Origin of the sequence: Kitasatospora sp. NPDC058162, from assembly GCF_042884005.1 — a bacterium.
In the GTDB taxonomy this organism is placed as follows: Bacteria; Actinomycetota; Actinomycetes; order Streptomycetales; family Streptomycetaceae; genus Kitasatospora.
Map to the genome: position 1 here is coordinate 55722 of NZ_JBHVUS010000003.1, position 11977 is coordinate 67698.

The following is an 11977-nucleotide window of genomic DNA, read 5'->3' on the forward strand; positions in this document are numbered from 1 at the left end:
GCGCTCCCCTCGCTCAGCGAAGCTTCGGGTCGAGGGCGTCGCGCACCGCGTCGCCCAGCATGATGAAGGCCAGCACGGTGACGGAGAGCGCCGCGGCCGGGAAGAACAGCACGTACGGCGCCGTGCGGATCACCTTCTGGGCGGAGGAGATGTCGATGCCCCAGGAGATGGTCGGGTCCTGCAGACCGATGCCGAGGAAGCTCAGCGTGGCCTCGGCGGCGATGTAGCCGCCGAGCGCGATGGTGGCGACGACGATCACCGGGGCGATCGCGTTCGGCAGGATGTGCCGGAACATCAGCCGCCCGGTGCCGGCGCCGAGCGCCCGGCCCGCCACCACGTAGTCGGCCTGTTTGACGGTCAGCACCGCGCCGCGCATGACGCGGGCGATCTGGGTCCAGCCGAGCACGCCGAGGGCGATGACCACGCTCCACACCGTGCGGGTGGCGAAGGCGTTCAGCAGCACCAGGGCGCCGAGCAGCAGCGGGATGCCGAAGAAGATGTCGATGATCCGGGAGATCACCGCGTCCACGGCGCCGCCGAAGTAGCCGGCGACCATGCCGGTCAGCCCGCCGAGCACGGTGACCGCGGCGGTCACGAAGACGCCGACGGTGATCGAGGCGCGGGCGCCGTAGATGACCCGGGCGAAGATGGAGCGGCCCTGGGCGTCGTAGCCGAACCAGCTGACCCCGAAGACGTCGCCCCAGTCCGGCCGGCGCAGGTAGTCGTTCACCAGGTCGGCCTTGCGCGGGTCGGCGTCGGTGAAGGCGTACGGGAAGACCGCCATCACCACCAGCAGCAGGATCAGCACCGCCGAGATCAGGAAGATCGGCCGCCGGCGCAGGTCCCGCCAGGCGTCGCCCCAGAGGCTGCGGGCCTCCTCGCGCTTCGCCACGTCGGGTTCGACCAGGGTCTCCTGCTCGACCGCCATGCCCTGTTCGCCCGCGTAGTCCAGGCGCGAGACGCCGGGCTTGGGGTGCGGCTTCGTCGAGTCCTCGTCGTGGATGTCAGGCATAGCGGATCCTCGGGTCCAGGACCGCGTAGAGCAGGTCGACGAGCAGGCTGGCGACCAGGTAGACGATCACCAGGACGGTCACGATGCCGACCACGGTGGGGCCTTCCTTCGTGTTGATCGCCCGGTACAGGACGTTGCCGATGCCCTGCACGTTGAAGATGCCCTCGGTGACGATCGCGCCGCCCATCAGCGCGCCCAGGTCGGTGCCGAGGAAGGTGACCACCGGGATCAGCGAGTTGCGCAGCAGGTGGCGCAGGATGATGGTGCGCCGGGGCAGGCCCTTGGCGACGGCGGTGCGCATGTAGTCGGCCCGCAGGTTCTCGCCGATCGAGGTCCGGGTCAGCCGGGCCACGTAGGCGAGCGACAGCGAGCCCAGCACCACGGCGGGCAGGACGAGTTGGGAGAGGTCGTAGCTGTCCTGCACGGTCGGGGTGACCCAGCCCAGATTGGTGGCGAAGACCGTCTGCGCGATGTACGCCAGCACGAAGACCGGGATCGAGATCACCACCAGGGTCAGCACCAGCACCAGGGTGTCCGCGATGCTGCCGCGCCACAGGCCGGAGACCAGGCCGAGGGCGAGGCCGAGCACCAGCTCGAACACGAAGGCCAGCAGCGCGAGCCGGATGGTGACCGGGAAGGCCCCGGCCATGATGTCGGAGACCGGACGGCCGGTGAAGCTGGTGCCGAAGTCGCCCTGGAACAGGTTCGCCATGTAGTGCAGGTACTGCTTCCAGACCGGCTGGTCGAGGAAGTACTTGTGCTTGATGCTGGCCACCACGGCCGGGTCGGCCGCCTTCTCCCCGAACAGCGCCGTCACCGGGTCACCGGGCAGCGTGTAGACCATCAGGAAGATCAGCAGCGTGGTGCCGAAGAACACCGGGATCATCTGCAGCACCCGCCGCAGCACGTAACTGCCCATCCGAGCCTCCTTCCAGGGCAGGACCGACCGGGGCGACCGGCCGAGAGGACCGGGCCCCGCCCTCCGTGCGGGGAGGGCGGGGCCGGCGTGGGGGGCGGATCAGCCCTTGACCTCGACCTGGGTCCAGGCCGGGTTGCCGAAGGAGTCGAACTTCACGTTCTGCACCTTGGTCGAGTAGCCCGAGTTGGTGCGGTAGTACCAGAGCGGGATGGCCGGCATGCCGCTCGGCAGCACCGCCTCGGCCGCCTGGTAGCCGGTCACCGTGTCGGCGACGCTGGCGGCCTCGTCGGCCTTGGTGGCGGCGTCGTCGAACTGCGGGTTGCTGTAGCCGAAGTCGTTGGAGGCCGCACCGGTGCGGTAGACGTCGGACAGGAAGTTGGCGTTCAGCGGGTAGTCCTGCACCCAGCCGGTGCGGAAGGCGCCGTTGAGCTGGTGCGCGGTGATGGCCGCGCGGGCGGTCTTGAAGTCGGGCTTCGGGTCGCCCAGGCAGTCCACGCCGGTGCTCTGCCGGATCGAGTTGCAGACGGCGTCGACCCACTCCTTGTGGCCGCCGTCCGCGTTGTAGGTGATCAGCAGCTTGTTGCCGGGGACGCCGCCGCCCTCCTGGATCAGCTGCTTGGCCTTGGCCGCGTCGAACTTGCAGAAGTCGCCGCAGGCGCCGTCCTTGTAGCCCTCGACGCCCTCGGCGACCCAGGCGGTGGCCGGCTTGCGGGAGCCCTGCAGCACGGTCTTGGTGATGATGTCGCGGTCGATCGCCATCGACAGGCCCTGGCGCACCTTGGCCTTGTCCGGCGAGGACCAGTCGGCCTGGTAGAGCGTGAAGCCGATGTTCTGGATCGCGCCCTGCGGGGCGTCGATCGCCCGGTCGCCCAGGTCGTTCTTGTAGTTCGCCAGTGCGGACGGCGGCACCTGGTCCATCACGTCGAGGTTGCTGGACTGGAGGTCCGCGTAGGCGGCCTCGGACGTGGTGTACATCTTGAAGACGATGCCGCCGTTCTTCGGCTTGTCCACGCCCTGGTAGTCCGCGAAGGACTTGGTGACCACCTCGGTGTTGTGCGACCAACTGACGAACTGGTACGGGCCGTTGCCCACCGGCTTCTGCCCGTACCCGGCCGGGTCCTTGAAGAAGCCGTCCGGCAGCGGCGAGAAGGCGATGTAGCCGAGCTTGTACTCGAAGTACGAGACCTTGTGGCTCAGCTTGACGGTGAAGTGCAGGTCGTCGGTGACGGTCAGGCCGGACATCTTGTCCGTGGTGCCCTTGCCGGTGGCCGGGTGGACGTCCTGGTAGCCCTCGATGTCGGAGAACCAGGAGCTGTTGATCTGGGCGTTGGCCGGGTTGGCACCCCAGTTCCAGGCGTCCACGAAGTTCTTGGCGTGCACCGGGGTGCCGTCGTGGAACTTCCAGCCGTCCTTCAGCGTGACGGTGAAGGTCTGCGAGTCGCTGGTGTCGATCTTGTCCGCGACCTGCATCCGGATCTTCGCGGTGCTCGGGTCGTAGTCCACCAGCCCCTTGAACAGGTTCTGGATGATGCGACCGCCGCCCACCTCGTTGGCGTTGGCGGGCTGCAGCGGGTTCTGCGGCTCGTTGCTCTGGTAGCTGAAGGTCTTGCTGGCGTCCGACGAGCTGCTGCCACCGCCTCCCCCGCTGCTGCTGCACCCGGTGGCCACCAGGACCACGGACGACGCAGCGGCGAGGACCAGGCGAGCACGGGCGGCTACGGGCATGGAGGTCCCTCCTCAGGGTGTGTGTCGCATCACACCCCATGAGAAGCTCGCCCCGGCGACGGCGCGAGCCGGGTGCACCCGGACGGGTGCCGTGCCCCCCCTTCGGAGTTGACGCGGCGCCGGATCCGCGCGGCACCGGATCCACCCCGCGCCGGGAACGCCGGAAGGGCCCGCGGCCGGAGCCGCGGACCCTTCCTGGTGCGTACGGGACGTCAGGCCGCGGCCGACTCCCGGACCTCGGCGAAGTGGCAGGCCGACTCGTGGGCGGCCGGGCCCTCCAGCGTGGTCGGGATCGCCAGCAGCGGGACCTCCTCCGCGCAGCGGTCCTCCGCCTTCCAGCACCGGGTGCGGAAGCGGCAGCCGGACGGCGGGTTGGCCGGCGAGGGGATGTCCCCGCTGAGGATGATCCGCTCGCGGGTCTCGCGCGCCGTCGGGTCCGGCACCGGCACGGCCGACAGCAGCGCCTGGGTGTACGGGTGGGTGGCGTTCTCGTAGATCTGCTCGTCGGAGCCGATCTCGACCATCTTGCCCAGGTACATCACGCCGACGCGGTCGGAGATGTGCCGGACGATGGAGAGGTCGTGCGCGATGAACATGTACGACAGGCCGAACTCGCCCTGCAGCTGCTCCAGCAGGTTGATCACCTGCGCCTGGACGGACACGTCCAGGGCGGAGACCGGCTCGTCGCAGATGATGATCTCGGGCTTGAGCGCGAGGCCGCGGGCGATGCCGATGCGCTGGCGCTGACCGCCGGAGAACTGGTGCGGGTACCGGTTGATGTACTCCGGGTTCAGACCCACGACGTCCAGCAGGTCCTGGACGGCCTTGCGGCGGTCGCCCTTGGGCGCCACCTCGGGGTGGATCTCGAACGGCTCACCGATGATGTCGCCGACCGTCATGCGCGGGTTCAGCGAGGTGTACGGGTCCTGGAACACCATCTGGATGTTGCGCCGAACGGCCTTGAGGGCCGAACCGCTCAGGGTGGAGATGTCCTCGCCCTTGAACAGCACCTGACCGGAGGTCGCCCGCTCCAGGTTCATCAGCACCTTGGCCAGCGTGGACTTGCCACAGCCGGACTCGCCGACGATGCCGAGCGTCTCGCCCTTCTTGAGGTCGAAGCTGATGCCGTCGACGGCCTTGACCGCGCCGACCTGCTTCTTGAACAGGACGCCCTGGGTCAGCGGGTAGTGCTTGACCAGGTCCTTGACCTCCAGGATGTTCTCAGCCATGGAGGGTCTCCTTCCAGAGGTGGCACGCGCTGCGGCGGCCGGTGAGCTCCGCGCCGTCCTCGTCGGTCACGTGGTGCAGTGCCGGGATCTCCGTACGGCAGAGGTCCGTGGCGACGTCGCAGCGGGGGTTGAACGCGCAGCCGGCCGGAACCTTCAGCAGGTTCGGGGGCAGGCCCTTGATCGCGTACAGCTCCTGGCCCTTCTGGTCCAGGCGCGGGATCGAGCGGAGCAGGCCCTTGGTGTACGGGTGCGCGGGGTTCGCGTACAGGTCGTGCACCGGGGCGGTCTCGACGATCCGGCCCGCGTACATCACGGCGATCTTGTCCGCGACGTCGGCGACCACGCCGAGGTCGTGGGTGATCAGGATCAGGCCCATGTTGTACTCGGCCTGGAGCTCCGCCAGCAGGTCCATCACCTGGGCCTGGACGGTGACGTCCAGGGCGGTGGTGGGCTCGTCGGCGATGATCAGGTCGGGCTGCAGCGACAGCGCCATGGCGATCATGATGCGCTGGCGCATACCGCCGGAGAACTGGTGCGGGTAGTCGTTCACCCGCTCCTTGGCGGCGGGGATGCGCACCCGGTCCATCAGCTCGATGGCCTTGGCCTTGGCCTCGGCCTTGGAGGCACCCTGGTGCACCCGGTACATCTCGCCGAGCTGGTAGCCCACGCTGAGCACGGGGTTGAGCGCCGAGAGCGCGTCCTGGAAGATCATCGCGATCTTCCGGCCGCGGATCTTGCGCCGGTCCTCGTTGCTCATCTTGAGCATGTCCTGGCCGCGGTACAGGATCTCGCCCTGGGTCACCTTGCCCGGGGGCATGTCCAGGATGCCCATGATGGTCTGCGCCGTCACGGACTTGCCGGAGCCGGACTCGCCGAGCACGGCGAGGGTCTCGCCGGCCGCGACGGAGTAGTTGACTCCGTTGACGGCCTTGGCGATCCCGTCCCGGGTGTGGAACTCCACGTGGAGGTCCTTGACCTCCAGGAGCGGGGTTCCGACTTCGAGACGGTCGCTCTTCTGGCTGTTCTCGATCACGGTGGTCATCGGGTCGTCACCTCTTCTCTCAGCGGAGCTTCGGGTCGAGGGCGTCGCGCACCGCGTCGCCGAGCATGATGAAGGCCAGCACGGTGATGCTCAGCATGCCTGCCGGGAAGAACAGCGCGAACGGCGCCGTCCGGATCACCTTCTGGGCCGAGTTGATGTCGATGCCCCAGGAGATGGTCGGGTCCTGCAGGCCGATGCCGAGGAAGCTCAGCGTGGCCTCGGTCGCGATGTAACCGCCGAGGGCGATGGTCGCGACGACGATCACCGGGGCGATCGCGTTCGGCAGGATGTGCTTGAACATGATCCGGGTGGTCCCGGCGCCGAGCGCCTTGGCCGCGGTCACGAAGTCGGCTTGCTTGATCGTGATCACCGAACCGCGCATGACACGGGTCATCTGGGTCCAGCCCAGGGCGACGAGCGCGAAGACCACGCTCCAGATCGTGCGCGAGGTGAAGGCGTTCAGGATCACCAGCGAGCCGAGCAGCAGCGGGATGCCGAAGAAGATGTCGGTGAAGCGGGAGATGATCGTGTCGATCCAGCCGCCGAAGTAGCCGGCCAGCATGCCGGTGATGCCACCGAGGATGGTCACACCGAGGGTGACGCAGATGCCGACCACGACCGAGGCGCGGGCGCCGTAGACGACGCGGGCGTAGATGCTGCGGCCCTGGAGGTCGTAACCGAACCAGTCCGCCTCGAAGAAGTGGTCGTACGCCGGCTTCGTCAGGTAGTGGTTGCGCAGGTCGCCGGCGCGCGGGTCCACCGAGGTGAACAGGCCCGGGGCGATCGCGATCACGATCAGCAGCAGGATGAGCAGCGCGGAGATCACGAAGATCGGCTTGCGCCGCAGGTCGTGCCAGGCGTCGGAGCCGAGGCTGCGGGCCTTCTCGGGCTTGGCGGCCGCCTCGACGGTGGCCTGGGCCGGGATCTTGCCGGCCGTCTTCTTCTCGGTCAGGTCAGGCATAACGGATCCTCGGGTCCAGGACCGCGTAAAGCAGGTCGACGATCAGGCCGGCGGCCAGGTACACGAGCACCAGGAAGGCGACGAAGCCGGAGACGGTCGCGCCTTCCTTCATGTTGATGGCGTGGTAGAGCGCGTTGCCGACACCCTTGACGTTGAAGATGCCTTCGGTGACGATCGCGCCACCCATCAGGGCGCCCAGGTCGGTACCGAGGAAGGTGACCACCGGGATCATCGAGTTGCGCAGCAGGTGGGTGCCGATGACCTTCCGGCGCGGCAGGCCCTTGGCCACCGCGGTGCGGACGTAGTCGGCCTTGATGTTCTCGGCTATGGAGGTACGGGTGAGACGCGCGACGTAGGCCAGCGACAGCGAGCCGAGCACGACGGCCGGCAGCACCAGCTGGGTGATGTCGTTGCTGTCCTGCACGGTCGGGGTGACCCACTTGAGGTTCTGCCCGAAGATCGTCTGGAAGACGAAGCCGAGCACCGGGACCGGGATCGAGATCAGCAGCAGGGTGAGGACCAGCGCGCCCTTGTCGAACGCCTTGCCGCGGCGCAGACCGGCGAACAGGCCGATGCCGATGCCGAGGACGATCTCGATGCCGAACGCGAACAGCGCCAGCCGGATCGTGACCGGCAGCGCCTCGGTGATCTTGTCGAGCACCGGTCGGCCGTCCAGGGAGGTGCCGAAGTCGCCGGTGAGCAGGTTCCCCATGTAGGAGAGGTACTGCTGTACCAGCGGCTTGTCGAGTCCCTGCTGGTGCTTCAGGGCGGCGAGCTGCACCGGGTCCGGCGCCTTGTCGCCCCACAGTGCTGCCACCGGGTCACCGGGCAGCAAGTGCACCATGAAAAAGATGAGTGCGGTGGTTCCGAGGAACACCGGGATCATCTGGAGCAGTCGCCTCGCGACAAAGCGCCCCATCGTGCCTCCATGTATGACTCTGCCGGGCCCGTCAACCCGGCAAGAGATAAGTCGGCGTGCCAACGGCCGGTGCCGGCCCCGCCCTTGTGGGGATGGGGCGGGCACCGGCCGTTGTCACCGGGTCAGGCGGTGCCGACCGATTACTTCTTCTTCTTGACCTCGACGTCGGTGTAGACCGGGTCGCCGAAGGAGTTGAACTTCACGTTCTGGACGTTGTTCGAGTAGCCCGAGTTGGTCTTGTAGTACCAGAGCGGGATCGCCGGCATGTCCTTGGCCAGAACGGCCTCGGCCTGCTGGTACAGGTCCGCGGTCTTCTCGACCGTGGTGGCGGCGTCCGCCTGCTTCGCCAGGTTGTCGAACTCGGGGCTCGAGTAGCCGGCGTCGTTCGCGGCGGCACCGGTGCCGTAGACGTCACGCAGGAAGTTCGCGTTCAGCGGGTAGTCCTGCACCCAGCCGGTACGCATCATGCTGGAGACCTGCTTCTTCGTGATGAGGTCACGAGAGGTCTTGAAGTCCGGCTTCGGGTCACCGAGGCACTCGACGCCGGTCGCCTGGCGGATCGAGTTGCAGACCGCGTCCACCCACTCCTTGTGGCCACCATCGGAGTTGTACAGGATGGTGATCTTGCCGCCGGGGACGCCGCCGCCCTCGGTGATGAGCTGCTTGGCCTTGGCGGGGTCGAACTTGCAGGCGTCGCCGCAGGTGCCCGCCTTGTAGCCCATGACGCCCGGCGCCACGAACGAGTCGGCGGGCTGGCGGCTGTTGTTCAGGACCGTCTTGGTGATGGTGTCACGGTCGATCGCCATCGACAGGCCCTGACGGACCTTCGCCTTGTCCACGCCCGCCCACTCCGGCTGGTACATGGCGAAGGAGATGTTCTGGATCGCGCCCTGGGCCTGGTCGATCGCGCGCTTGCCCAGGTCGTCCTTGTACTTCGGGAGGTCGGTCGAGTCGACCTGGTCCAGGACGTCCAGGGTGTCGGACATCAGGTCCTTGTACGCGGCCTCGGGCGCGGTGTACGCGCGGAAGACGATCCCGCCGTTCTTCGCCTTGTTGGTGCCGGTGTACTTGTCGTAGGCCTTCAGCGTGATGGCCTTCTGGTGGTCCCACGACACGAACTGGTACGGGCCGTTGCCGACCGGCTTCTCGCCGTAGCCCTTCGGGTCCGCGAAGAACCCGGTGGGGAGCGGGAAGAAGGCCGAGTAGCCGAGCTTGTACGTGAAGTACGAGACGGGCTGGGTCAGCTCGATGGTGAAGTGGGTGTCGTCGACGACCTTGAGACCGGCCATCTCCTTGGCGGTCGGGTCACCCTTGTCCGGGTGGACGGCGTCGTAGCCGACGATGTCCGAGAACCAGTCCGAGTTGATCTGGTTGTTGGCCGGGTTGGCGGACCAGTTCCAGGAGTCCACGAAGGACTTGGAGGTCACCGGGGTGCCGTCGTGGAAGGTCCAGCCGGACTTCAGCGTGACGGTGTAGTTCTTGGCGTCGGTGGTCTCGATCTTGTCGGCCACCTGGTTGCGCAGCGCCCCGGTCGCGGGGTCGTAGTCGACGAGGCCCGTGAAGAGCTGCTTGACGATGCGGCCGCCCTGGTTCTCCATGGCGTTGGCCGGCTGCAGCGGGCGCTGCGGCTCCGCGCTCTGGAAGCTGAAGACGCCCGCGGGGTCGACCGCGGCACTGTCCGAGCTCCCGCCGGAGGAATCGCTGCCACTGCTGCTACAAGCAGTCGCGGCGAGCGCGACAGCGACGGCTGCGACAACCCACTTGGCCTGGCTCACACCACGCATCGGTGTGCCTCCTGAATTCGACGTTGCAACGAGGAGGGCACCACGGAACGGTTCTCACCGGACTCGCAATGCCGTCCGCGCTCGTGGTTTCGGCGCGCACCCCTGCGCGTTCACCCTTGACCCGAGCCTGACTGCACCCACTATCCGTCACGCACGGACACGAAAGTGACCAGTGACGATCTCAATTAGGTCACATGAACAGTCGGTAAGTTTCGAAAACCGGACATTTGAGACATAGCCAGACAGGCACCAAACGGACAGTCGTCACGGATGACGAACTGTCACGTTCGCTCAGCGGACACCTGGGTGTGATGAGCGCTATTCCGTTAATAGCGGCCGCGACAACTTGGAGTAGTTGAAAAAGTTCGCCCCCCTCTCCATCGGAAAGGGGGGCGAAGCATTCCGGCCAAAGGCCGATCAAGCCGTCCGGATCACGCCTTCTTGGCGCGCGAGGCGGTACGTCCGCGGTCCTTCTGGTCCAGCACGACCTTACGGATGCGAACCGTCTCCGGGGTCACCTCGATGCACTCGTCCTCGCGGCAGAACTCCAGCGACTGCTCCAGCGAGAGCTTGCGCGGCGGGACCAGGTTCTCCGTGGTGTCGGAGGAGGCCGCACGCATGTTGGTGAGCTTCTTCTCCTTGGTGATGTTGATGTCCATGTCGTCCTGGCGCGAGTTCTCGCCGACGATCATGCCCTCGTACACCTCGGTGGTGGGCTCGACGAACAGCGTGCCGCGCTCCTGGATGCCCATCATCGCGAACGGCGTCACGACGCCCGCGCGGTCCGCCACCAGCGAACCGTTGTTGCGCATCCGCAGCTCGCCGAACCACGGCTCGTGGCCCTCGAAGATGCTGTGCGCGATACCCGTACCGCGGGTGTCGGTCAGGAACTGGGTCCGGAAGCCGATCAGACCACGCGACGGGACGATGAACTCCATGCGGACCCAGCCGGAGCCGTGGTTCGTCATGGTCTCCATGCGGCCCTTGCGGGTCGCCATCAGCTGGGTGATCGCGCCGAGGTACTCCTCGGGGCTGTCGATGGTCATCCGCTCGACCGGCTCGTGGGTCTTGCCGTTGATGACCTTGGTGACGACCTGCGGCTTGCCGACGGTCAGCTCGAACAGCTCCCGGCGCATGGTCTCGACCAGGATGGCCAGCGCCAGCTCGCCACGGCCCTGGACCTCCCAGGCGTCCGGACGCTCGGTCGGCAGCACGCGGAGCGAGACGTTACCGATCAGCTCGCGGTCCAGGCGGTCCTTCACCATGCGGGCGGTGACCTTGTGGCCCTTGCCGCCCTTGCCGACCAGCGGCGAGGTGTTGGTGCCGATGACCATCGAGATGGCCGGCTCGTCCACCGTGATGAGCGGCAGCGCGACCGGGTTCTCCAGGTCGGCCAGGGTCTCACCGATCATGATCTCCGGGATGCCCGCGACGGCGCAGATGTCGCCGGGGCCGGCCACCTCGGCCGGCTTGCGGGTGAGCGCCTCGGTCATCAGCAGCTCGGTGATCTTGACCTGCTGAACCGAGCCGTCCCGCTTCATCCACGCGACCTGCTGGCCCTTGCGCAGCTCGCCCTGCTCGACGCGGCAGAGCGCGATGCGGCCGAGGAAGTTGTCGGCGTCCAGGTTGGTGACGTGCGCCTGGAGCGGAGCGTCCTCGTCGTAGGTCGGGGCCGGGACGTGCGCCAGGATGGTGGAGAAGAACGGCTCCAGCGAGTCGCTGTCGGCCGGCACGGTGCCGTTCTCCGGCTTGGTCATCGAGGCGACGCCGTCACGCGCACAGGCGTAGACGATCGGGAACTCGATCTGGTCCTCGGTGGCGTCGAGGTCCAGGAAGAGGTCGTAGGTCTCGTTGATGACCTCGTCGATCCGGGAGTCCGCACGGTCGGTCTTGTTGATGCACAGGATGACCGGCAGCTTGGCCGTCAGCGCCTTGCGCAGCACGAAGCGGGTCTGCGGCAGCGGACCCTCGGAGGCGTCGACCAGCAGCACGACCGCGTCGACCATCGACAGGCCGCGCTCGACCTCGCCACCGAAGTCGGCGTGGCCCGGGGTGTCGATGATGTTGATCGTGACCGGCGCGCCACCCTCCTTGGGGTGGTACTTGACGGCCGTGTTCTTCGCGAGAATGGTGATGCCCTTCTCGCGCTCCAGGTCGTTCGAGTCCATCATGCGGTCGTCGAGGTGCTGGTGGGCGGCGAAGGCGCCGGCCTGCTTCAGCATGGCGTCGACCAGCGTGGTCTTGCCGTGGTCGACGTGGGCGACGATGGCGACGTTACGAATATCGTTGCGCGTGGGCATGCCTAGCGGATTCTCCCGGAATCGTGGGTTACGGCGGGCCCGGCCGCGAGACGCGCACCGGCGGCCCTTCGGCCGCGCCACCCGTT

9 protein-coding genes are annotated in these 11977 nt (G+C 67.4%); all 9 read right to left on the reverse strand.

What is annotated here, in order from left to right; all coding sequences use genetic code 11:
* Nucleotides 1-13: 13 nt before the first annotated feature.
* The 9 genes from ACFVXG_RS06680 to typA all read right to left on the reverse strand — a co-directional run bounded on the left by ACFVXG_RS06680 (nucleotide 14) and on the right by typA (nucleotide 11891).
* Entirely contained in the window at nucleotides 14-928 is a 915-nt protein-coding gene (locus ACFVXG_RS06680; protein WP_387925742.1) for an ABC transporter permease, read from the reverse strand.
* Nucleotides 929-1004: 76 nt separating this feature from the next.
* A complete protein-coding gene (locus ACFVXG_RS06685) occupies nucleotides 1005-1931 on the reverse strand; it encodes an ABC transporter permease (RefSeq protein WP_387924985.1) in 927 nt (308 codons plus the stop codon).
* A 99-nt stretch (nucleotides 1932-2030) separates the two neighbouring features.
* Nucleotides 2031-3656 (reverse strand): ABC transporter substrate-binding protein, encoded by a 1626-nt coding sequence (locus ACFVXG_RS06690; protein ID WP_387924987.1) that lies wholly within the window; start codon nucleotides 3654-3656, stop codon nucleotides 2031-2033.
* Nucleotides 3657-3868: 212 nt separating this feature from the next.
* Entirely contained in the window at nucleotides 3869-4885 is a 1017-nt protein-coding gene (locus ACFVXG_RS06695; protein WP_387924989.1) for an ABC transporter ATP-binding protein, read from the reverse strand.
* On the reverse strand, nucleotides 4878-5927 hold the full coding sequence (locus tag ACFVXG_RS06700) for an ABC transporter ATP-binding protein (protein WP_387924991.1): 1050 nt from the start codon (nucleotides 5925-5927) through the stop codon (nucleotides 4878-4880). Before ACFVXG_RS06700 ends, ACFVXG_RS06695 begins: the two co-directional genes overlap by 8 nt.
* Before the next feature lie 19 nt (nucleotides 5928-5946).
* Nucleotides 5947-6888, reverse strand: a complete 942-nt coding sequence (locus ACFVXG_RS06705; protein ID WP_387924993.1) for an ABC transporter permease — start codon at nucleotides 6886-6888, stop codon at nucleotides 5947-5949.
* Entirely contained in the window at nucleotides 6881-7807 is a 927-nt protein-coding gene (locus ACFVXG_RS06710; RefSeq protein WP_387924994.1) for an ABC transporter permease, read from the reverse strand. The genes ACFVXG_RS06705 and ACFVXG_RS06710 overlap by 8 nt, the downstream gene beginning before the upstream one ends.
* 140 nt (nucleotides 7808-7947) lie before the next feature.
* Nucleotides 7948-9591 carry an ABC transporter substrate-binding protein gene (locus ACFVXG_RS06715; protein ID WP_387924996.1) on the reverse strand — a complete coding sequence of 548 codons (1644 nt, stop codon included), beginning with the start codon at nucleotides 9589-9591 and terminating at the stop codon, nucleotides 7948-7950.
* A gap of 431 nt (nucleotides 9592-10022) precedes the next feature.
* Entirely contained in the window at nucleotides 10023-11891 is a 1869-nt protein-coding gene (gene typA / locus ACFVXG_RS06720) for a translational GTPase TypA (protein ID WP_387924997.1), read from the reverse strand.
* Nucleotides 11892-11977: the final 86 nt, after the last annotated feature.

What these genes read in the sequence shown, in the direction of transcription:
- ACFVXG_RS06680 (WP_387925742.1), bottom strand. Translation starts at nt 928, where the DNA reads ATGGCGGTCGAGCAGGAGACCCTGGTCGAACCCGACGTGGCGAAGCGC.
- ACFVXG_RS06685 (WP_387924985.1), bottom strand. Translation starts at nt 1,931, where the DNA reads ATGGGCAGTTACGTGCTGCGGCGGGTGCTGCAGATGATCCCGGTGTTC.
- ACFVXG_RS06690 (WP_387924987.1), bottom strand. Translation starts at nt 3,656, where the DNA reads ATGCCCGTAGCCGCCCGTGCTCGCCTGGTCCTCGCCGCTGCGTCGTCC.
- ACFVXG_RS06695 (WP_387924989.1), bottom strand. Translation starts at nt 4,885, where the DNA reads ATGGCTGAGAACATCCTGGAGGTCAAGGACCTGGTCAAGCACTACCCG.
- ACFVXG_RS06700 (WP_387924991.1), bottom strand. Translation starts at nt 5,927, where the DNA reads ATGACCACCGTGATCGAGAACAGCCAGAAGAGCGACCGTCTCGAAGTC.
- ACFVXG_RS06705 (WP_387924993.1), bottom strand. Translation starts at nt 6,888, where the DNA reads ATGCCTGACCTGACCGAGAAGAAGACGGCCGGCAAGATCCCGGCCCAG.
- ACFVXG_RS06710 (WP_387924994.1), bottom strand. Translation starts at nt 7,807, where the DNA reads ATGGGGCGCTTTGTCGCGAGGCGACTGCTCCAGATGATCCCGGTGTTC.
- ACFVXG_RS06715 (WP_387924996.1), bottom strand. Translation starts at nt 9,591, where the DNA reads ATGCGTGGTGTGAGCCAGGCCAAGTGGGTTGTCGCAGCCGTCGCTGTC.
- typA (WP_387924997.1), bottom strand. Translation starts at nt 11,891, where the DNA reads ATGCCCACGCGCAACGATATTCGTAACGTCGCCATCGTCGCCCACGTC.